The 19752-nt window shown below is 74.2% G+C and carries 17 protein-coding genes; 9 read left to right on the top strand and 8 right to left on the bottom strand.

Features of this window, described 5'->3' with window-relative positions:
• Positions 1–166: 166 nt before the first annotated feature.
• Genes rpsR through rpmG form a run of 4 tightly spaced genes read right to left on the bottom strand, consistent with a single transcriptional unit; the run spans position 167 to position 2031 of the window.
• The gene (gene rpsR, locus ACFWM2_RS37150) at positions 167–400 is read right to left on the bottom strand and encodes a 30S ribosomal protein S18 (protein ID WP_383289665.1); all 234 of its coding nucleotides are present in this window, start codon (positions 398–400) and stop codon (positions 167–169) included.
• A gap of 4 nt (positions 401–404) precedes the next feature.
• On the bottom strand, positions 405–1607 hold the full coding sequence (locus ACFWM2_RS37145; RefSeq protein ID WP_383289662.1) for a GTP-binding protein: 1203 nt from the start codon (positions 1605–1607) through the stop codon (positions 405–407).
• Positions 1607–1861, bottom strand: coding sequence for a type B 50S ribosomal protein L31 (locus tag ACFWM2_RS37140; RefSeq protein WP_383289659.1), 255 nt, complete (start codon positions 1859–1861; stop codon positions 1607–1609). Before ACFWM2_RS37140 ends, ACFWM2_RS37145 begins: the two co-directional genes overlap by 1 nt.
• 5 nt (positions 1862–1866) lie before the next feature.
• Positions 1867–2031 carry a 50S ribosomal protein L33 gene (gene rpmG, locus ACFWM2_RS37135; RefSeq protein ID WP_044382365.1) on the bottom strand — a complete coding sequence of 55 codons (165 nt, stop codon included), beginning with the start codon at positions 2029–2031 and terminating at the stop codon, positions 1867–1869.
• A gap of 62 nt (positions 2032–2093) precedes the next feature.
• On the opposite strand from rpmG, the gene rpmB reads away from it, so the two are divergent.
• Genes rpmB through ACFWM2_RS37120 form a run of 3 tightly spaced genes read left to right on the top strand, consistent with a single transcriptional unit; the run spans position 2094 to position 3193 of the window.
• Positions 2094–2330, top strand: a complete 237-nt coding sequence (rpmB, locus tag ACFWM2_RS37130; protein WP_383289656.1) for a 50S ribosomal protein L28 — start codon at positions 2094–2096, stop codon at positions 2328–2330.
• A complete protein-coding gene (gene rpsN, locus ACFWM2_RS37125) occupies positions 2330–2635 on the top strand; it encodes a 30S ribosomal protein S14 (RefSeq protein WP_383289652.1) in 306 nt (101 codons plus the stop codon). Before rpmB ends, rpsN begins: the two co-directional genes overlap by 1 nt.
• A 60-nt stretch (positions 2636–2695) precedes the next feature.
• On the top strand, positions 2696–3193 hold the full coding sequence (locus tag ACFWM2_RS37120) for a hypothetical protein (protein WP_383289649.1): 498 nt from the start codon (positions 2696–2698) through the stop codon (positions 3191–3193).
• 16 nt (positions 3194–3209) lie between these two features.
• Here ACFWM2_RS37120 and ACFWM2_RS37115 read toward each other — a convergent pair whose 3' ends face one another.
• On the bottom strand, positions 3210–6005 hold the full coding sequence (locus ACFWM2_RS37115; protein ID WP_383289646.1) for an FUSC family protein: 2796 nt from the start codon (positions 6003–6005) through the stop codon (positions 3210–3212).
• A gap of 141 nt (positions 6006–6146) precedes the next feature.
• Here ACFWM2_RS37115 and ACFWM2_RS37110 point away from each other — a divergent pair, with 141 nt between their 5' ends.
• Positions 6147–6680, top strand: coding sequence for a DUF4232 domain-containing protein (locus tag ACFWM2_RS37110; protein ID WP_383289643.1), 534 nt, complete (start codon positions 6147–6149; stop codon positions 6678–6680).
• Between the two features lie 62 nt (positions 6681–6742).
• Here the strand turns inward: ACFWM2_RS37110 and ACFWM2_RS37105 are convergent, their stop codons facing one another.
• Positions 6743–7927, bottom strand: coding sequence for a DUF2786 domain-containing protein (locus ACFWM2_RS37105; protein WP_383289640.1), 1185 nt, complete (start codon positions 7925–7927; stop codon positions 6743–6745).
• A 301-nt stretch (positions 7928–8228) separates the two neighbouring features.
• Between ACFWM2_RS37105 and ACFWM2_RS37100 the strand changes: the two genes are divergently transcribed.
• Positions 8229–8987 carry an ABC transporter ATP-binding protein gene (locus tag ACFWM2_RS37100; protein ID WP_383289637.1) on the top strand — a complete coding sequence of 253 codons (759 nt, stop codon included), beginning with the start codon at positions 8229–8231 and terminating at the stop codon, positions 8985–8987.
• Positions 8981–11248: an ABC transporter permease gene (locus ACFWM2_RS37095; RefSeq protein WP_383289634.1), complete on the top strand. Its 2268-nt coding sequence runs from the start codon at positions 8981–8983 to the stop codon at positions 11246–11248. Before ACFWM2_RS37100 ends, ACFWM2_RS37095 begins: the two co-directional genes overlap by 7 nt.
• Before the next feature lie 64 nt (positions 11249–11312).
• Here the strand turns inward: ACFWM2_RS37095 and ACFWM2_RS37090 are convergent, their stop codons facing one another.
• Positions 11313–12347, bottom strand: a complete 1035-nt coding sequence (locus ACFWM2_RS37090) for a S41 family peptidase (protein ID WP_383289631.1) — start codon at positions 12345–12347, stop codon at positions 11313–11315.
• A 58-nt stretch (positions 12348–12405) separates the two neighbouring features.
• On the opposite strand from ACFWM2_RS37090, the gene ACFWM2_RS37085 reads away from it, so the two are divergent.
• The 3 genes from ACFWM2_RS37085 (at position 12406) to ACFWM2_RS37075 (ending at position 15937) form a co-directional block, all read left to right on the top strand.
• A complete protein-coding gene (locus ACFWM2_RS37085) occupies positions 12406–13095 on the top strand; it encodes an ArsR/SmtB family transcription factor (protein ID WP_383289628.1) in 690 nt (229 codons plus the stop codon).
• 98 nt (positions 13096–13193) lie between these two features.
• The gene (locus ACFWM2_RS37080; RefSeq protein ID WP_383289625.1) at positions 13194–13940 is read left to right on the top strand and encodes a Clp protease N-terminal domain-containing protein; all 747 of its coding nucleotides are present in this window, start codon (positions 13194–13196) and stop codon (positions 13938–13940) included.
• Positions 13941–14230: 290 nt separating this feature from the next.
• A complete protein-coding gene (locus ACFWM2_RS37075) occupies positions 14231–15937 on the top strand; it encodes a bifunctional 3'-5' exonuclease/DNA polymerase (RefSeq protein ID WP_383289622.1) in 1707 nt (568 codons plus the stop codon).
• A gap of 196 nt (positions 15938–16133) precedes the next feature.
• Here the strand turns inward: ACFWM2_RS37075 and ACFWM2_RS37070 are convergent, their stop codons facing one another.
• Complete coding sequence (locus tag ACFWM2_RS37070; protein ID WP_383289619.1) at positions 16134–19595, bottom strand: BTAD domain-containing putative transcriptional regulator; 3462 nt, start codon at positions 19593–19595, stop codon at positions 16134–16136.
• Between the last annotated feature and the right edge of the window lie 157 nt (positions 19596–19752).

Genomic DNA, 19752 nt, shown 5'->3' with positions numbered 1-19752 from the left:
GCCTTTTTGTTCTCGCGTTCAAGGAAGTGGGCTGTTCCGGGGGACGCGCGGGATCGGCATGGGGGGGACGGGACACGGGGTGGGCCGCTGCCGGGCGCCGGAAAAGTCGACGCCGGGCCGCGGCACGGAGGTCATCGGATTGCGTTGGCGAACACGGGACGAGCGGTCAACGGCCGGCGTACGGCAGCAGCGCCATCTCCCGGGCGTTCTTGATCGCACGCGCCAGCAGCCGCTGTTGCTGCGCCGTCACGCGGGTGACCCGGCGGCCGCGGATCTTGCCTCGGTCGGAGAGGAACCTGCGCAGGAGATCGGTGTCCTTGTAGTCGATGTACGTGATCCCGGCCTCGTACAGCGGGTTGGGGCGGGACTTGGCGGGCTTGCGCTCGGGCTTGCGGGCCATGGGGTCAGACCTCCAGGAGGGTGTCGAAGGCGGGCGGGAGCCGCTTCCAGGCGGTGGGCCCGGCGGCGTACTCGGAATCGGTCAACAGGCAGGACTCCAGGAGCAGTTCGAGTCCGTCCCGGTCGAGTCCTGGTGAGGTGAAGACCAGGTGCTGGCAGCAGTCGCCGTGCTCCGGGTGCCAGTCGAGCGCGGCGGCGGCCCGGCGGACGGGCGGGACCATCTCCCAGGCGGCGTCCGGCAGCGAGGCGAGCCAGGGGCCCGCGTTCTCCACGCACAGCGCGCCGCCGGCCGCGTCCCAGTGCAGCAGCGTGTCGGGCCGGTCGGCCAGCCAGAACCGCCCCCTGCTGCGCGCCGCCGCGCAGGTCAGGTTCTCCAGCGCGGCATAGAGCCGCTCGGGGTGGAACGGACGGCGGCGGTGCCAGACCAGGGTGGCGACTCCGGACGCGTCGGCCTCGGTCGGCAGCAGCGCACAGGCCGGATGCTGGGCGGCGGCCGCCGCCTCCACGTCGAAGCCGGCGAGCGCGGCCGCGGCGAGCGCCGGACGGCCGGCGCCCGCGGGTCCCGTTCCCCGGCTCGCCGCGTCACCGCGGCCGATCGGGACCTGCCGGGCCGTCGGGTGCAGCTGGGCCAGCAGGGCGCGGTCCTCGTCGTCGGCCTCCGGGGAGTCGACGAGGGCGAGGACCGGGGCGTACTCCAGCTGGCGGGCGAAGGTGTCGGCGACCGTGCGCTGGTCGGTGGCGGCCGCGGCGAGGCCGCCGTCCGCGAGGTCGTCGCCGTTGCCGAGGTACGGCAGCAGCAGGGCGGGGTCGACCGCGGTGATCACGCCGGTCAGGCTCAGCCCGCTGGACGCCACCACCTCGGCCATCGCCTTGGGCTCGACGGAGTCCCACAGCTCGACGACCGCGAGGCGGGTGAGCCCCGCGTCGGCGAGGCGCTCCAGCTCGGGCACCAGGTCCTCGCGCAGGGCGCAGCACGCGCAGTCGTTCACGAGGGGTGCCTCGCCGGCCGACAGCAGGCCGGTGCGGTCACGGATGGTCCGCACCACCGTGCCGGCGGCGGCCGTCGCCAGGTCGTGGTGGAGCGCGACGCTGCCCGGGACGTCCGTCAGCAGTCGCTCGACGGCCGCCCGGCGGGCGTCTGCGTGCAGTCCGCCGACGATCGCCACGGCCAGGCCGCCCGGGGTGGGCCGCACCCCCCCGCCTGCCATCAGCGGCCCTCGCGCTTCCCGTACCGCCGCTCGAAGCGCTCCACGCGGCCCGCCGTGTCCAGGACGCGGGCGTTGCCGGTGTAGAAGGGGTGGCTCACGTCCGAGATCTCGACGTCCACCACCGGGTAGGTGTGGCCGTCCTCCCACTCGATCGTCTTCTCGCTCGTCATCGTCGAGCGGGTGAGGAAGGCGTGGTCGGCGGCACGGTCACGGAAGACGACGGGCCGGTACGCCGGGTGGATTCCCTCGCGCATGACGGTCAGCGCTCCTCTCGGAAGTCGACGTGGCGGCCGGCGACCGGGTCGTACTTGCGCAGGGTCAGGCGATCCGGGTCGTTGCGGCGGTTCTTGCGGGTGACGTAGGTGAAGCCGGTCCCGGCCGTGGACCGGAGCTTGATGACGGGACGGAGTTCGTTGCGTGCCATGCTGCTATCTTACTGAAAATGAATCCCATTACCAAACATCGATCAGGAGAGGTGCATCACCCGTGTCCGCCCACTGCATGCTGACCGGAGCCCGGCCCGGCTTCGGCAACTCCATCTCCCACTCCCACCGGCGCACCTCGCGCCGCTTCGACCCGAACGTCCAGCGCAAGCGCTACTGGCTGCCCGGCGAGGGCCGGTACGTACGGCTGCGGCTGAGCGCGAAGGGGATCAAGACCGTCGACACGATCGGCGTCGAGGCCGCCGTCGCCCGCATCCGGGCCCGCGGGGTGAGGGTCTGATGGCGAAGAAGAGCAAGGTCGCGAAGAACGAGAAGCGCCAGGAGGTCGTCGCGCGGTACGCCGCCCGGCGGGCGGAGCTGAAGGAGATCGTCCGCCGTACGTCCTCGTCACCGGCCGAACGAGCCGCCGCCCAGGCGGAGTTGCGGAGGCAGCCGCGGGACGCCAGCGCCACCCGCGTACGCAACCGGGACAGTGTGGACGGGCGCCCGCGCGGCTATCTGCGCACCTTCGGGCTGTCCCGGGTGAATCTGCGTGAGCAAGCGCACGCCGGATTCCTTCCGGGCGTTCGTAAGTCCTCCTGGTAGCTTGCTGCGGTCGTCCCGGCGACCTCAGCGATCACCCGGCCCACCCTTGGGGGACTTCCAGTGACTTCGGTGACCTTCCCGCGCCAGCGGGTGCGTAGCGCGGCGGTGGCCGCGGGGCTGCTGGCGGCCGCGCTCGTGCTGACCGCCTGCAGCGACAGCGGTGACTCCGGCTCGGACAAGTCCGCGAGCCCGTCCGCGACCGCGGACTCCGGGGACGGTTCCGGGGGCCCGGCCACCCCCCAGGGGAAGCTGGAGGGCAGCTGGCTCGCCACGACGGACGGCAAGGCCGTGGCCCTCGTCATCACCGGCAAGCAGGCCGGGCTGTTCGCGACGGGCGGCGCCGTGTGCAGCGGTACCGCCGGCAAGGAGGCGGGCATGCAGATGATCCACCTCAAGTGCACGGACGGCAGCCACGACCGCACCACCGGCATGGTCGAGTCCGTCGGCTCCGCGACCATGAAGGTCAAGTGGGAGGGCGGCCTCGGCACCGAGACGTACCGGAAGACGGAGGGCGGCCAGCTGCCGTCCGGACTGCCCACGGCGAGCACCGGATCCTGACCCCCGCCGGGTCCTTTCAGCGGGCCGCGGAACCCTTGGGGTTCCGCGGCCCGTCGGCGTTTTCGGGACCGGGGTCACCGGCGCCCGCGTGCCCGGAGCCGGAGGTTCCGTCGACGTTCATCGGGGGGACGGCGGTGTCGAGGGCCTCGGAGAGTTCGACGAGGGACTCCAGGAGCAGGCCGGCTCCCTGGCGGACGTACGGGGTGGGGGCGGGTCGGGCGCTGGTGGCACCAACGCGGCTGTGGGCTCCGGAGCCTGCGGTGAGCTCGGCGTCGTCCGAGGCGGTGGACCTGGCGTCGTCCGAGGCCGTGGCGGCGGCGTCGCCGGAGGCGGTGGACCCGGCGACGCCGGAGGCCGTGGCGGCGGCGTCGCCGGAGGCGGTGGACCCGGCGTCGTCCGAGGCCGTGGCGGCGGCGTCGTCCCAGGCAGCGGACCCGGCGTCGTCCGCGGTGACGGCGCCGGGGTTGCCCGAGGCGGCGGCCTCCGCGGCGGCCGTCTCCCGGTCCCAGGCGTCCAGCGCCTCGCGTACGGCGTCCCAGCGGGGGATCCGGCGCTCCCGTACGGACTTGGCGCCCTGCTCGGTGGCGGTGCGCAGGGCGTCGGCCAGGCGGGCGGCGGCCGGGACGGGGGCGGCGTTCCGGTCCGGGAGGTGGGCCTCCATCAGCATGGCGACGCGGCCCATCTGGGCGAGGGCGTCCTCGGCGTCGTCGGCGGCGGTCCGGGAGAGGCCGCGGTGCCGCACCGGCTCGTTCATGGCACGGGCCACGGCCGTGTGCCAGGCCGCCCGGGCGGTGCGCGAGGAGAGAAGCGCCGCGCGTACGTCGGGACAGTCGCGGCCCGTGGGGTCGGCGTAACGGCAGACCACGGCGGCCGCATAACGGCCCTGCGTGACCAGCCAGTCGGCGAGCCGGGTCCGCAGCCGGGGTGTCTCCCACGCCGGGTAGACGGCGTACGCGAGCATCGCCAGCACCCCGCCGATCAGGGTGAGCAGCACCCGCTCGGGGACCGTCTGGGTCCACTGCTGGCCGCCCATCCCGAGCAGGAAGACGACGTACGCGGCGACGAAGACCTGGGCAGCCACCTGGCCCGTACGCATCAGCAGGTACATCAGCGCCGCGCAGAGCACCGCGAGGGCGCCCGAGAGATACGTTCCCGGGTCCGCGACCCGCACGAGGCCGGTGGCCAGCGCCACCCCGACGAGCGTGCCGCCGAACCGGGCGACCGCGCGGCTGTACGTCTGCGAGAAGTCGGGGCGCATGACCATGACCGAGGCCAGCGGGGCCCAGTAGCCGTGGCCGAGGGGGAGCCAGGTGCCGATCAGGTAGCCGACGGCGGCCACGACGGAGACCCGGACCGCGTGCCGGAAGACCGGTGAGTCCCGCCGGACCTCCTTGCGCATGGCCCGCAGAGCCACCGGCGCGAGCCCGAGGAGGCCGGGGCGGCGCAGCAGGGCGGCCTCCTCGGGGCGCGCGGGCTCCGCGTCCTCGGATTCGCCGCTCGCCGATCCGTGCCGGCTCCCGGAAGCGCCGCTCACCGCCCCTTGCCCACTCCCGGAAGCGCCGCTCGCGCCTCCCTCACTCCCGGACGCGCCGCTCACCGCTCCTCGCCCGCTCCCGGAAGCGCCGCTCGCGCCTCCTCCGCTCCCGCTCCCGCTCCCGCTCCCGGGCAGCCGTCGCCCCTTTCCGCGCTTCCACAGGTGCCCGCGCTGCCAGGATTTCCCGAGCTTCCAGAGTCGTCCGCGCTCCCACGATCTCCCGCGCTCCCACAGTCGTCCGACCGCCCGGAAGGGTGCCGCTGCCCGCTGTCCGAGACCGGTCGTGATCTCCTGCGGGTCGCCGGCCGTCTCCAGGACGTCGCGCAGGAGGGTGCCGAGCCGTGCGGCCGCGCGGTAGGGGCGGCCCGTGAGGATCGAGCCGGTGTCCGGGGTCCTGAAGGCGGCCAGCGCGTCCGCGGGCAGGGTGACCGGGGCGCCGTGGCGGATGGCGCGGGCCGCCGTGTCCAGGATCCGGGCCGCGGCACCGAGGAGTTCGCGGACGCGGTCCCGCTCGCGGCCCTCGGCCGGGACGCCCAGCGCCGGGTCGGCGAGCGCGGCGAGGACCGGGCGGATGCGCTCGGCGAGGCCCCGGGCGCCGTGGAGTTCGGCCGGGCGGGTGCGGGCCTGGCGCGGGGTGAGCGCGGCCGCGTTGCGGGCCTCCATCAGCGGGAGCGGGTCGAAGGGGGCCACCGGGTCCTCGCGCAGCCGGCGCGCGTAGTCCGCCTCGGCCGCCAGCGCGTCGGCGAGCGCGTCGCGCTGGGCCCCCCAGCGCCGTACGGGAAAGAGCACGATCAGGGCCGCCTGCACCAGGCCGCCCACGATCATCATCGCGCCGTGGCCCGCCGCCCCCGCGACGGAGGTCGGCAGCGTGACCGTGACCAGCATGATCGCGACGTTGGAGGAGGCGAGCAGTCCCGTGGTCGGGCCCGCGGCCCAGCTCAGCCCGGCCAGGAACGTCCACACCACCAGCAGCGCCAGGAACACGGCCAGGTGGGCGATCGTGAGGTAGCCGAGGAACGAGGAGACGGCGATGCTCGTGCCGGAGACCAGGGCCAGTTCCGGTCGCGGGCGCCAGCTGCGCTGGAACGTCGCGATCGCCGCCTGGAAGGCGCCGAACGCCGAACTCGCCGCGACCGCGGCCCCGAACAGCCACAGGCTCAGCGCGATCACCAGCGCGAGCCCCACGGCACCGCGCAGGGCGACCAGCGGTTCGAGACGCTTCCGCTCGATCCGCAGCCCCGAGCGCGTGGTCTCCTTCAGCGCCCGGAGCCAGCTCATTGCGTCAGCGTACGGGAGGTTTCAGGACATTCGCGGCATGGATGCGGCGAGGTGGAGACGCTCGGAGCGGGGGCGGCCGACGGGCCCGTACGAGGCTGCGTGATGATCCTCCTGCACCGTCACGACCTCAGGGGGAACCCCATGCGCGCCCTTCCGATCGCCGTCACCGTCCTCGCGGCGGCTCTTGCCCTGACCGCCTGCGACGACAGCAGCGGAGGGGGCACGGACAAGAAGGGGACAGCCGCTGCCTCCGGCACCTGCGCGGCCGGCAAGTTCGCCCTCGACGTCGGCCCCGGCAACACCGCACCGGTCGCCGGGGACACCGGCAACATCCCCGTCACCGTCACCAACCGCGGCTCCGCCGACTGCACCCTGAAGGGCTTCCCGGGCGTCGAGCTGTCCGGCGGCGGCACCTCCTGGCCGGTCGCCGAACAGCAGCCCGCCAACCCGGAGAAGGTGACGCTGAAGCCGGCCGAGGCGGCCACCTTCACGCTCACCTATGTACGGGGGCCGAAGGGCGACCCGAAGAAGAGCGCGGTCGCGAAGAACCTGAAGATCTCGCTGTCCGCGGGCGGCGACGTGCAGAGCTTCCCGTGGCCGTACGGGGAGGTGGCGCTGAAGACCGCGAGCGCGCCGGACGCCTCGGTGAGCCCGTTCCAGATCGCGGGCGACTAGGACACGCCCTGGGTGTACTGACCTGAAGCGTTGTTGACGCGGCTGATCGGTGGGTGGCCGGGTCAGCGCAGTGGGGGCCGTGCCCTGACCTGGGCGCGGTCGGCCGCGGCCGCGCCCTGCTCCCAGCCGGCCGCATCAGTGACCCCGCGCAGCCTGGTGGCCACCGTCCGCGGGAACATGCGCTCCGTCTCGTCCGTGACCGCCACGTCGCGGGCCGCGAGCACGGGCAGCAACTCCCCATCACTGTCCGGCAGTTGGCCATCCGCGGCGGCCGTGAGCCGGTCGCCGATCCGGTGCGCGTAGGCGGCCAGGAAGGACTGCCGGAAGGTCTTCGTACGCTTCCGGCCCCCGGCCCGCTGGGCCGCCTCCGCCTTCGTCATGGCGGCCGTGGCCTGCACGAGCAGGGAGGTGTACAGCAGCTCGACCGCCTCCAGGTCCGGCTCGAAGCCGACCAGGGTCGAGAACCCGTACGCCTCGTTCCACACCGCCCGGCAGCGGTTCGCCCCGGCGACCGCGTCCAGGAGCACCGCCTTGGCCGTCTCGTACGGCGACTCGATGCCGATCCGGCAGGCGCCGGGTGCGTCCTTGGCGTGCGTGCGGGCGGCGAGCAGCGCCTCGTCGATGCTGTGCCGCGCCATCAGTTCCTGCGCCTTCGCGCTCAGCGCCTCCGCCTCCTCCGGAAACCCGGTCGCCTCCGCCTTGGCGAGCAGGGCGCGGATACGGGTGAGCATGCGGGTGTCGTGCGAGGCCTGACGGGAGCTCCGGCCGGCGGTCCCCCGGGGCGGGTCGAGGGGCTCGATGGCAGGGAGCCGCAGGAGCAGCCGGTACAGCTCCAGTACGGCGGTGGCGTACGAGAAGCGGTCCGTGCGCGGGGGCGTCGCCGTCGCGTCTGCGGCCAGCTCGTCGAGCTGCGCCGCCCACCGCGGCCCGTGGCTCCCCTCCTGCCGCTGTCGCGCCTGCGCCCGGATCAGCTCCGACACCAGGCGCACATGGACGTCGTCCAGATCGCGGCGCACGAGGCGTACGACATCGGCGGGCTGCCAGCCGCGACGCCAGGCCGCGGCCACGAACTCCTCGCCGCGCCGGGCGAGTTCGGGGTCGGCCGCGGGGTCGGCCGCGAGCAGCGAGGCGCCCGTGTCGAGGGCCGCGTCGACGATGCGGGCACCGCCCGCTCGGGCGCCGCCGGGAGCGGTGGCATAGAGGGCCGCCTCGAAGGCGCGCTCCACGGTGCTGGACGTGCTGCTCATCCCTCGATCGTGCCATGCGCCCGGGAGAGCGGATCGGGGGCTCCCGGACGCCGGGGCGGGCGGCCGGGGCAGGCGCGGAGGCCGGAAGGCCCCGGGCGGACGCGGAGGCCGGAAGGCCCCGGGCGGACGCGGAGGCCGGAAGGCCCCGGGCGGACGGGGCGGGCGCGGAGGCCCCGGGCGGGCGGGGCGGGCGCGGAGGCCGGTAGCCCCCGGTCACCCCGTGCCGGGTAGGGGTGGCCCTACCCGGCGGACGCCCCCTGGTGGTCGTGTGCGCGCGGTCGCCGGACGGTTCGCTGGGGGCATGACCACCACAGCCGTACGTATCCGATCCCTGTGCCGTCACTACGGTGCCGTCGCCGCCCTGGAGGGGGTCGACCTGGACTTCGCCGCCGGGAGCTTCACGGCGGTGATGGGACCGTCCGGATCGGGCAAGTCGACGCTGCTCCAGTGCGCGGCGGGGCTCGACCGGCCGACCTCCGGGACGGTCGCCGTGGCCGGTGTGGAACTGGCCGGGCTGAGCGAGCGGCGGCGGACGCTGCTGCGGCGGGAGCGGATCGGGTTCGTCTTCCAGTCCTTCAACCTGCTGCCGTCCCTGACCGCCGCGCAGAACGTCGCGCTGCCACTGCGGCTGGCCGGCCGGCGCCCTCCGCGGGACGCGGTGCGCGAGGCGCTGGCCCGGGTGGGGCTGACCGAGCGCGCCGGACACCGTCCGTCGCAGCTGTCGGGCGGCCAGCAGCAGCGGGTCGCCCTGGCGCGGGCGCTGATCACCCGCCCCGCCGTCCTCTTCGGCGACGAACCCACGGGCGCCCTGGACACCACGACCGCCCGTGAAGTGCTCCTGCTGCTGAGGGAGTTGGTCGACACGGAAGCCCTGACGACGGTGATGGTCACCCATGATCCGGTCGCCGCCTCGTACGCGGACCGGGTGGTCTTCCTGGTGGACGGGCGGGTGCACGGGGAGTTGTCCGCACCGACGGCCGGGGAGGTCGCCGCCCGGATGACGGGCCTCGAAGGCGGCGGGCGCTCCGCGACCGGGAGTCCGGAGCGTGTGACGTGCTGACCTGGTCGTCGCTCCGTACCCGCTGGGCCTCCTTCCTCGGGTCCTTCGTCGCCGTCGGGCTCGGCGTCGGCGTGATGACGGCGATGGGGCTCGGTCTCGCCGCGACGCTCGACGCGCCCCCGCGCGAGCCGCAGCGATTCGCCGGCTCGCCCGTCGTGGTGATGGGCCGGGACACGCTCACGGTGGAGGTCCGGCGAGGGACGGACACCGCGCACGTCACCAAGAAGCTGGCGCATCCACACCCTGTGGACAACGAACTGCTGGGCAGACTCCGGGACTTGGGGCCGGTACGGACGGACGGCTCGGCGCGGGACGCGGTCGGCGTCGACGCCCCCGCCACGGCCGTACGCGCGGTCGTCCGCGAAGCCGGCGGCGCGGGCGCCCGGGTGCTGACCGGTGACGACCGCCGACTGGCCGACCCGGGGACGGCCCGGGACGCCGAGGCGCTGGTCGGGGTCAACGCGCTGCTGGGGACCGCGGCCGGGGTGACGGCGTTCGTCTCGGTCTTCGTGACGGCGTCCACGTTCGCTTTCGTGGTCGCGCTGCGGCGACGGGAGTTCGGGCTGCTGCGGCTGGCCGGGGCGACGCCGGGACAGGTGCGGCGGATGCTGCTCGGCGAGGCCCTGGCGGTGGGCGTCGCAGCCTCGGCCGCGGGGTGCGCGCTGGGGGCGTCGGCGGCACCACGACTGGTGCGGACGCTGGTCGACGGCGGGGTCGCGCCGTCGTGGTTCGCGCTGCGGGGAACGACGTACTGGCCGTACGAAGTCGCCTTCTGCACCGGCGTGTTGGTCGCCGTCATGGGTGCCTGGGCCGCCTCGCGACGGGCGGGCAGGACCGGTCCCGCCGAGGCACTGCGCGAGGCGGCCGTGGACACCGGGGTGATGCCGTGGGCGCGGCGGGCGCTCGGCGTCGGACTGCTCACGGGCGGACTAGGGCTGCTCGCCTGGAAGTTGGGGACGGAACCGGCCGAGCTGCTGAAGCGGAAGACGTACACGACCCAGCCCATGGTCCTGATCACGGCGGTGGCCGCGCTGGCACCCGCGCTGGTGCGCCCGCTCGTGCGGCTCGTCCGACTGCCGGGCCCGGCCGGTCTGCTGATCCGCGAGAACGCGCGCACATCGGTGCGCCGGACGTCCGCGGTCGCCGCCCCGGTGCTGGTGACGGTCGCCCTGGCGGGTTCGCTGCTGGGTTCGGCGCAGACGGTCGCGGAGGCCCGGGCAACTGAGGCACGACAGCAGACGCGGGCCCAACTCGTCGTCACTGGACGGGACTTGATGCCGTTGCGGGCGGCCGTGGCTACGGTGCCGGGGGGCGACTCGACGGGGGTGCGGGCACTCGGCGCCACGGTGCCGGCGAACGACTCGACAGGGGTACGGGCACTCGGCGCCACCGTGCCGGCGAACGACTCGACGGGGATACGGGCACCCGGCGCCACCGTGTCCGGGACCGCGTCCACCGCGGTGTTCGTACGGGAGGAGGGGACCGCGCTGATCCGGTCCGACGCCCGGGCGGTGACGGACGTGACGGCGTTCGCGGCGGTGACTCGGCTGCCGGTGGTGGCCGGGGACGTAAGCGCGCTCGACGACCACTCCATCATCGTGAACGAGGAGTGGGAGCGGCACGAAGTGGGTTCCTGGGTCCGGGTATGGCTCGGCGACGGCCGGCCGGCCCGGCTGCGTGTCGCCGCGGTGCTGGCGCGGGGCACGGGGAACAACGGCGCGTACGTGACCGCGGCGAACGCGCCGGGCGCCACCGTCGACCGCCTCGACGTGCGGGTGGCGCCCGGGGCTGACCCCGCGGCCGTCGCGACGGCCCTGCGCACCACCGGCGGACAGGTGCGTACGACGTCGGCCTGGCTGGCCGCCACCCATCCGCGCACCGGCCCCCAGACCCGCCTCGGACTGCTCGTGGTCCTGGGCATCGCCCTCGTCTATGCCGGGATCTCGCTCGCCGGCACCCTGCTGATGGCGACCTCGGCCCGCGGCCGGGAACTGCGCTCGCTGCGGCTGGCGGGGGCCACCCGGGCGCAGGTACTGCGGGTCGTGGCCGGTGAGTCGGTGCTGGCCGTCGGGGTGGGGGCGGTCCTCGGAGCGGCCGTCGCCACCGTGAACCTCGCCGGGCTCGGCATGGCCCTCGGGCGCTTGTCGGCGCCGGTCGCGATGGCGGTGCCGTGGCAGATGGCGGGCGGCTGCGTGGCGGGCTGCCTGCTGGTCGCGGTGGGGGCCTCGGTGACGGGGGCTTGGAGGAGGGGGTGGGCGTGAGCGGGGGGACGGGAGCCGGGAGTGGGGCCTCGGCTCGGGACGGCGTGGGACGGCTTGGGACGGCTTAGGGCTGGGGCGTCCCGGGGGCCGGGACAGGAGTGGCGGCTCGGACCGCCAGTGCCGTTGCCCGGTCGAGGGCTTCCGCGGCCGGGCACGGGACGTCGGGCTGCACGCCCGTGCCTTCCCAGTTGGTGCCGGAGACCGGGTTGATCGCGCGGCCCACCGGGACGGTGGCCTCCAAGTGCGGGTGGAGGGCCCACCCGTCCCGCGGGTGCGCCCCGCCGCCGGTGGGTTCCCCGACGACGACGGCCCGGTCGAGCTGCTGGAGGTCGTAGGCCAGTTCCTCGCCGGCGGAGAAGGTACGGCCACTGGTCAGCACGTACAGCGGCTTGCTTCCCCCGAAGCGGGCGCCGGGGACGTACGGCAGGCTCCAGGACTGCTCAAGACGCTCCCCCGCGCGCCAGTACATGGAGTTGAGGTGGGTGCGCTCGTCGAGCAGATAGCTGCAGACGAAGGCGACCGTCTCCGGATCACCCCCGGTGTTGGCGCGCAGGTCCAGGATCAGGGCGTCCGCACGGGAGACCAGGGTGAGCGCGGCGGTCAGCGGCTCGGCGGACCAGTTCAATGGGAAGAATTTCGGGGCGAGTTCGAGTACGGCGACCCCCGCGGCCGACAGCCGGACTCCGGGTACGCCGCCCAGCGAGGCGTCGAACTCCCGCCGCATGGCCGAGAGCGCGGCGGCTCCCCGCCCCTCGGGAACCGGCTCCGCGTGGTGCTTCAGGCGCAGGTGCGGATCGCGGTTCAGCGACTGGAGGTCGGCGGTGACCAGTCGGGCCAGCCGCGCGGCGGGCGCCGATCCGGCCGGGTCCTCGGCCGGGGGCTCCGTCGCCGGCTCAATGGTGGGTTCCGTGACCACGAGGTCGTACGCGCCTTCGGCGAGGCGGCGGCGCAGCAGAGCGGACAGCCGGTCGGCGACCTCGGGGAAGACGTAGTGCTCCGCGACGAGCCGGGCGGTCTCGTTCACGATGCCGGACACATCGGCCAGTTCGCTCTTGTCGCTGACGGGAATGGGGTCGGACGGTGCCGTTTTGGTGGTCATGGGAGGGGAGTACAGCAGGGGGCTTGCCAAAGCGTCAAGAGAATTGGACGCTTGATGGATGAACGACACACCGACCTCGCCGCCACCACCCCGGGACGCGCCACCCGCCTCCGCCGACCTCACGGAGAGCGAACCGCACCCGGCCGCCGACCTCGCGGAGAGCCACCCAAGACCGGCCACCGAACTCACGGAGGCGGCTCAGGGCGAACGGCCGCCGGCCCCCGACCTCGCGGAACCGCTCCAGGAGGTTCTCGAGATCACCACGCCCGAGCAGTTCGCGGCGCTCGCCCATCCCCTGCGTCAGCGACTGCTGTTCTCGCTCGGGCACCGGCCGGCCACCATCAGCGGGCTCGCGGCGCGGCTCGGCGTCGGCAAGGGCAATGTGGCGCACCACCTCAAGGTGCTGCGCACGGCAGGGCTCGTACGGGTCGCCGCGACGCGGAAGGTCCGGGGCGGGACCGAGCAGCACTACCAGCGGTTGGCCCGGCGGATGCTGGTGGCCGAACCGCAGGCGGCAGGCACGGCCGCCCTGCTCGGCGCGGTCGCCCAGGAACTGGACCACTCCCCCGGCGACCCGCTGCTGACACTTCGCCAGCTACGCCTGTCTCCGGAGCGAGCGCGTCAACTCGCCGACAAGCTGGCCGAGTTGGTCGACGGCGCCGAGGAGGACGCGGAGGGCGAAGCCGTACACGGGGTGCTGGTGGCGATGTACGAGCATGCGCCGGCGGGTGGGGCGGGGAGCGACTGACGCCGGTCGGCCCGACCGCCGACCCCCGACCGGCGGGACCCGAAAGGGAGTGTCAACTTCGGGTTGACACTTGGAGGGTGTCAACTTACGGTTGACACATGACGACGAACCCGACCGGCACACCATCCGTACGTCTCGACGACCTCATCGAAGCCATCAAGAAGGTCCACACCGACGCGCTCGACCAGCTCCAGGACGCGGTGATCGCCGCCGACCATCTGGGTGATGTGGCCGACCACCTGATCGGACACTTCGTCGACCAGGCCCGGCGTTCGGGCGCCTCCTGGACCGACATCGGCAAGAGCATGGGCGTCACCCGGCAGGCCGCCCAGAAGCGCTTCGTACCGAAGGGATCCGGCGAGTCCGCCGACCTCGACCCCAGTCAGGGCTTCGGCCGCTACACCCCCCGCGCGCGGAACGTGGTCATGGCCGCGCACAACGAGGCCAAGGCCGCGGGCAACACCGAAGGCCTCCCCGAGCACCTCGTCCTCGGTCTGCTCGCGGAGCCCGAGGGACTCGGCGCGCTGGCGATCACCGCGCAGGGCGTGTCCCTGGACGCCGTCCGCGAGGCCGCGTCCGCCGCCCTTCCCCCGGCCGCCGCCGAGGTCCCCGAACTCGTCCCGTACGGCCCCGCCGCCAAGAAGGCCCTGGAACTCACCTTCCGCGAGGCCCTCCGCCTCGGCCACAACTACATCGGCACCGAACACGTCCTGCTGGCCCTCCTGGAGCACGAGAACGGCAACGGCGTCCTGACCGGCCTGGGCATCGACAAGGCGACCACCGAGTCCCACGTCACGCAGGCGATCACGGACATCGTGAACTCCCGCGGGACGACGACGGACTGAGGGGGGCGGACTGACGGGGACGGGGTGACGGGGACGGACTCAGCGGGGGCCGGCTGAGCGGGGGCGCCGGGGCGGTCGGGGTCGGCTCGGGAGTGGTGCGGCCGGGGTGCGCTCGGGGCGGCGGGTGCTTGGGGTGCCTCTTCGCGAGGTGCGGCGGGTGCTTGGGGTGCCTCTTCGCGAGGTGCGGAGGGCGCTCGGCGTGCCTCTTCGCGAGGTGCGGTGGGCGCCCGGCGCCTCCTGAGCAGCGCGTGGCGGGTCGCGTTGTCAGACCCCCCTGCCACACTCGCAGCATGAGTGACCGGTGGGCTCTCGCGCCGGCCGAGGACGGCGGTGTGGAGGTCGCCGTCCTCGGCCCGGACGGGCTGCCCGCCGGTCCGGTGAGCCGGGAGGCCGATTTCGTCGAGGCCGTGCGGTCCCGGCCGGACGTGGTCCGCTGGGTCTGGCGTTCGACGGCCGAGGTGTATCCGCGTCTGCTCGCCACGGGGGTGCGAGTGGAGCGGTGTTACGACATCGAGGACGCCGAAGGCCTGCTGCTCGGCCACGAGGGCCGCCTCGGCGAGCCCAGGTCGGCGGCCGCCGCGCTGGCAAGACTGCGCGGCGGCCCCGTACCACCGGATCCGCCCCAGCGCTCCGCCGAGCCCGGCTCGCAGTCCTCCCTCTTCGAACCGCGCCCCGCCCACGTACCCCTGCGCGACCTCCTGGAGGTGTACGCGGATCAGCAGCGCCGTCACGACGAGACCGCGCACCCCGAGCGGATGCGGCTGCTCACGGCCGCCGAGTCGGCGGGAATGCTGGTGGCCGCGGAGATGAACGCATGGGGGCTGCCCTGGAGCGCCGACGTCCACCGCGAGGTCCTGCACGAACTGCTGGGCGAGCGCTATGCGGGCGGCGGCGAGCCCCGGCGGCTCGCGGAGCTGGCGGACGAGGTGTCGGCCGCGTTCGGCAGGCGCGTGCGCCCGGACCTGCCGGCCGACGTCGTCAAGGCCTTCGCCCAGGCCGGGATCAGGGTCAAGTCCACCCGGCGCTGGGAGATCGAGTCCCTCGACCATCCGGCCGTGAAGCCGCTGATCGAGTACAAGAAGCTGTACCGCATCTGGGTCGCGCACGGCTGGTCGTGGCTCCAGTCCTGGGTGCGCGACGGCCGCTTCCGGCCCGAGTACCTGGCGGGTGGGACGGTCACCGGACGCTGGGTGACCAACGGCGGCGGGGCCCTGCAGATCCCCAAGGTGATCCGGCGCGCGGTGGTCGCCGACCCCGGCTGGCGGCTCGTCGTGGCCGACGCCGACCAGATGGAGCCCCGGGTGCTGGCGGCGATCTCGCGCGACCCGGGCCTGATGGAGGTCGCCGGCCGAGCGAGCGACCTCTACCAGTCGGTCTCGGACCGAGCCTTCTCCGGCGACCGTGCCCAGGCGAAACTCGCCGTCCTGGGCGCGGTGTACGGACAGACGTCCGGCGACGGCCTGAAGAACCTCGCCCTGCTGCGCCGCCGCTTCCCGAAGGCCGTCGCCTATGTGGACGACGCGGCCAGGGCGGGCGAGGAGGGCCGGCTGGTGCGGACCTGGCTGGGGCGCACGTGCCCACCGGTGGCGGGCTCCGCCGAGGCCGCGTCGGAGGAGGCGGGCATCCCGCAGGACGACCCCACGGACCTGACCGATGCCGCCGGCGGTACCGACCAGGCCTGGGTCCCCGGTTACGCGTCCAGCAACTCCCGCGCCCGCGGCCGCTTCGCCCGCAACTTCGTCGTCCAGGGCAGCGCCGCCGACTGGGCCCTGCTGATGCTCGCCGCCCTCCGCCGCACCTGCGCCGACCTGGCCGCCGAGCTCGTCTTCTTCCAGCACGACGAGGTGATCGTGCACTGCCCCGCCGAGGAGGCCGACTCGGTGGTGGAAGCCATCCGCGAGGCGGCGGACCTCGCGGGCCGGCTCACCTTCGGGGAGACCCCGGTCCGCTTCCCCTTCACCACGGCGGTGGTGGAGTGTTACGCGGACGCGAAGTGAGATCACCGTGTGCTGCACGGACGAGCAGCGAGATCACCCTGCGCTGCGTGGACACGAGTCCGCTCACCGTGCGTTGCGTGGCGTGGACGCGAAGTCGGCTCACCGGGTGCTGCGTGGCGTGGACGCGAGTCCGCTTCACCAGGCGCTGCGTGGACACGAGTCCGCTCACCGTGCGCTGTGCGGACGCGCAGTCGGCTCACCGGGTGCTGAGCAGTTCCTCCAGTTCCCCCACCACCCTGGTGACCCTGCCCTCCAGGGCGGCGCGGGCCGACTCCCACTGCCGATGGGCCTCGTCGGTCCGTCCGTCGGCGTGGAGCAGCAGCCCCCGCTGATGCTGCGCGAGCCCCTGCGTGTACCGGTCGGCGCGCTGCTCCGCCAGGCGCAGCAGCAGAGCGCACTCGTGGGCCGCCCGCTCCGCCCGGCCCAGCTCCCGCAGGGCCCGCACCAGCCCCAGCCGGGTCTGTGACTCGCCGTGCCAGTCGCCGCGGCCGCCGAGAATGCGCAGGCTCTCCTCGAAGTGCCCGGCGGCGGCCACCGGTTCGCCGAGGGTGAGGTGCGCGTAGCCGATGTTGCAGTGCGCGGAGTGGCGGATGATGACGTCCCCGACGGTCTCGCCGATCGCGAGGCTGCGCCGGTGGTGGTCGATGGCGGCCCGGGGGTCGGTGTGCTCGTACAGGTTGCCGAGGTGGCTGTAGGTGATGGCCTCGGTGTGCGGATCCCCCAGCCTGCGGGAGAGTTCGAGGCTCTGCAGCAGCGCCTCGCTCGACTCGGCGTGCCGCCCGAGCCCTTCCAGGAGCATGCCGCGGTTGTTCAGACCCCGGCGCACCCAGGACAGGACGCCGAGCCGGCGCCAGATCTCCAGCGCGTCGTCGTTCAGCGCAAGCGCGTCGCTCGTGTGTCCGGTCATGAAGTGCAGGCCCGCGAGGTCCCCGAGCGCGTACGCCTCGGCGGCCTCGTCCCCCAGCCGCCGCGCCGCGCCCAGCGCCGCCCGCTGGATGACCTCCAACTCGGCGACATGACCACTGCGTTGCACATACGGATGGATCAGCCGCACCAGCAGCGGAACGTACGCGGACGACTCCGCGTACCGCTCCACCAGCGCCACCACGTTCTCCAGCTCCAGATCGCCCCAGGCGAAGGCCTCCTGCGCCGAGCCGAACTGCGGCGTGGCCGCGACGTCCGCCGCGTGCGGCTCCGGCTGCGAGGCGGTCGGCCGGGCGCGGTCCTCACGGTCCAGGCCCGGTTCGACGATCGCGGCAAGGGAGCGCGCGGCGACAGCGGCGTACCAGCGCAGGGCGCGTTCGGCCGAGGCCGCCTGCCCTTTCTCCCGGTCACCCCCCGGCTCCGCCCCCGCGCCGGCCGCCGTACGGTCGAGGTGGACGCCGCTCTCCGTCACCCCCGCGATCTCGCGGGCGAAGTCGCGTACGAGGTCGTGGGGGGTGTAGCGGCCGTAGGCCGTCTCCTCCAGCAGGGCGACGTCGACGAGACGGTCGAGGGCCGCCTCGGCGCGCCGCTCGTCCGTGCCGGTCAGCCGGGCGAGGAGCGGCGCCCCGTACGCGGGGAGGTCGAGCGCACCGACCCGGCACAGCGCCAGGGCCGCGTCACGGTCCGCCTCGCGCTCGGAGGCGCGCAGCGCGTCATGGGCGACCGCGAGTGACCTGCGGACACTCAGGTCGTCGTATTCCAGATGGTGCAACCGCCCTTCGGTGGCGGCCAGTTGACCGGCGAGTACGTCGGGTGTGAGCGCCCGGCGGGCGGCGAGCCGGGCCGCGACGATGCGCAGGGCGAGCGGCAGCCGGCCGGTGAGTTCGACGAGCGGGTGGCGGCCGTCGAGTCCGTCCTGCCGTCCGGAGGCCGCCCGCAGCAGCGCCGCGCTCTCCTCGTCCGACAGCGGCGCGAGCGGGAAACGCTGGGCGCCGTCGAGCGCGGCGAGCGGCGAACGGCTCGTCACGATCACCGCACACCCGGCACCCGCCGGCAGCAGCGGCCGTACCTGCGCGGCGTGCGCGGCGTCGTCGAGCACCATCAGCGTGCGGGTCGGCGCGAGCGTCGACCGCAGCAACGCGGCTGCCGCGTCCGGGTGTTCGGGTATCAGGCGCGGCTCGGTGCCTAGGTCACGCAGCAGCGAGGCGAGCGCCTGCCCCGGCGTGAGCGGCGCCATACCGGGCGTCGCGCCGTGCAGGTTGACGTACAACTGCCCATCCGGGAACCGCTCCCGCAGCCCGTGCGCCACGTGCAACGCGAGCGCGCTCTTGCCGACTCCGGCCATGCCGCTGAGTACGGCCAGGGGGACGGGGGGTGGGTGGGGGCCGCCGGGTGTACTACTCGCGTGCGTGCCCGTATTCGCGCGCTTCCCCGCATTCAGGCGCGTGCCCGTATTCGCGTGCGTGCCCGTACTCGTGCCCGGGCCCGTGCCCGTACTTGTGCTCGCACCCGGGCTCGGGCTCGCATCCGTACCTGAATCCGGCCCGGTGTCCAAGGCGTGCCGCAGGTGCTCGATGACGTCGTAGCGGCCGGTGAAGCAGGCGGGTGACGGCGGGAGTTGGGCGGGGCGGGGGGTCGCTGCCGCTGACGGGACATCGCCGGTCGACTCCTCCGCGACGGGGCGCCCCTCGGCCCCACTGGCGTAATCGGCGTAATCGGCGTAATCGGCGTCATCAGCGACATCGGCGTTCATGACGGCCGGGGCACCCGCGCCCACGCCTTCGCCCGATGCGCCCGATTCTCCAGGCCCGCCGGGACCACGGGAACCACCGGGACGGCCGGAACCACCAGGACCACCTGGACGGCCGGAACCACCAAGATCGCCACGAGACTTCCCGGCGCCCTCCTCCCGCAGAATCTCCAGATGCGCTTCGCGCACCGCGAGCCCGGGCTCCACGCCCAGTTCCTCGATCAGGCGGACGCGCAGATCACGGTGTACGGCCAGCGCTTCCGCCTGCCGCCCGGTGCGGTGGAGTACGAGCATCAGCAGCCGGTGGAAGGCTTCGCGCAGGGGGTGTTCCGCGACCAGCGCGGCCAACTCCGGTGCGAGCCCGGCGAGTCCACCGAAGTCGCCGGTCGCGGACTGCGCAGAGTTCCCGGTGCCCACGGCGCCCAAGGCAGCCGGGCCGCTCTCCCCCGCGAGGTGCAGTTCGGCGTCGTACCGCCACTCAAGGGCCAGCAGTCGCGCCTCCTCCAGCCGCTGGACGAGCGCGAGTCCGCCGGTCTCCGGCGGCAGCCCGCTGAGTGGTGTGCCGCGCCACAGCGCGAGTGCGGCATCGGCGGCGTGCAGCAGGCGTCTCCAGTCGTGCCCGGTGTGCGCGGCGCGCGCCGCGGCGAGGTGGCGTTCGAAGACGCGGACGTCCAACTCGCCCTCGCCGACCCGCAGCAGGTAGCCGGGCGGGACGGCCCGCAGCCGTTCCGGATCGTCGAGGAGCCGCCGCAACCGGGTCACGTGATTCTGCAGCGAGGCCCGGGCGGAGGGCGGCGGCGCCCCGCCCCACAGCGCGTCCTCGATCACAGGGACCGGAACGATCCGGCCCGGTTCCAGGAGCAACGCGACCAGCAGGGCACGCATCTTGCCGCCGCCGACGGGGATGACGCGGCCCTCGGCGTCGTACAGAACCGGCGGCCCCAACAGCCCGAACCGCAGTCCGCACCGCAGCTCGTCCCGCATCGTGCCGCCCCACTGCCTTCCCGCGGGTCCGCACCGGGCGGCCCCGCCCCGACGACTTCGCGCCGACTTACGTCGACTTCCCGCCGACCACCTCACGACTCCCCGTGGAACCGTTGGCCACATGTTAGCGATCCGTTGGCGCGCTCTGATGTGATCA

The sequence above is a fragment of the Streptomyces sp. NPDC058371 genome, assembly GCF_042723265.1.
In the GTDB taxonomy this organism is placed as follows: domain Bacteria; phylum Actinomycetota; class Actinomycetes; order Streptomycetales; family Streptomycetaceae; genus Streptomyces.
Note: the sequence above shows the minus strand (reverse complement) of the source record. Positions and strands in the feature narration are given on the sequence as shown.

Bases quoted from the DNA above. Each gene is read 5' to 3' on its own strand.
- ACFWM2_RS37075 (WP_383289622.1), top strand. From the start codon at position 14,231: ATGAGTGACCGGTGGGCTCTCGCGCCGGCCGAGGACGGCGGTGTGGAG.
- rpmG (WP_044382365.1), bottom strand. From the start codon at position 2,031: ATGGCACGCAACGAACTCCGTCCCGTCATCAAGCTCCGGTCCACGGCC.
- ACFWM2_RS37145 (WP_383289662.1), bottom strand. From the start codon at position 1,607: ATGGCAGGCGGGGGGGTGCGGCCCACCCCGGGCGGCCTGGCCGTGGCG.
- ACFWM2_RS37080 (WP_383289625.1), top strand. From the start codon at position 13,194: ATGACGACGAACCCGACCGGCACACCATCCGTACGTCTCGACGACCTC.
- ACFWM2_RS37105 (WP_383289640.1), bottom strand. From the start codon at position 7,927: ATGAGCAGCACGTCCAGCACCGTGGAGCGCGCCTTCGAGGCGGCCCTC.
- ACFWM2_RS37140 (WP_383289659.1), bottom strand. From the start codon at position 1,861: ATGCGCGAGGGAATCCACCCGGCGTACCGGCCCGTCGTCTTCCGTGAC.
- ACFWM2_RS37070 (WP_383289619.1), bottom strand. From the start codon at position 19,595: ATGCGGGACGAGCTGCGGTGCGGACTGCGGTTCGGGCTGTTGGGGCCG.
- ACFWM2_RS37110 (WP_383289643.1), top strand. From the start codon at position 6,147: ATGCGCGCCCTTCCGATCGCCGTCACCGTCCTCGCGGCGGCTCTTGCC.
- rpsR (WP_383289665.1), bottom strand. From the start codon at position 400: ATGGCCCGCAAGCCCGAGCGCAAGCCCGCCAAGTCCCGCCCCAACCCG.
- ACFWM2_RS37085 (WP_383289628.1), top strand. From the start codon at position 12,406: ATGAACGACACACCGACCTCGCCGCCACCACCCCGGGACGCGCCACCC.
- ACFWM2_RS37090 (WP_383289631.1), bottom strand. From the start codon at position 12,347: ATGACCACCAAAACGGCACCGTCCGACCCCATTCCCGTCAGCGACAAG.
- rpsN (WP_383289652.1), top strand. From the start codon at position 2,330: ATGGCGAAGAAGAGCAAGGTCGCGAAGAACGAGAAGCGCCAGGAGGTC.
- ACFWM2_RS37100 (WP_383289637.1), top strand. From the start codon at position 8,229: ATGACCACCACAGCCGTACGTATCCGATCCCTGTGCCGTCACTACGGT.
- ACFWM2_RS37115 (WP_383289646.1), bottom strand. From the start codon at position 6,005: ATGAGCTGGCTCCGGGCGCTGAAGGAGACCACGCGCTCGGGGCTGCGG.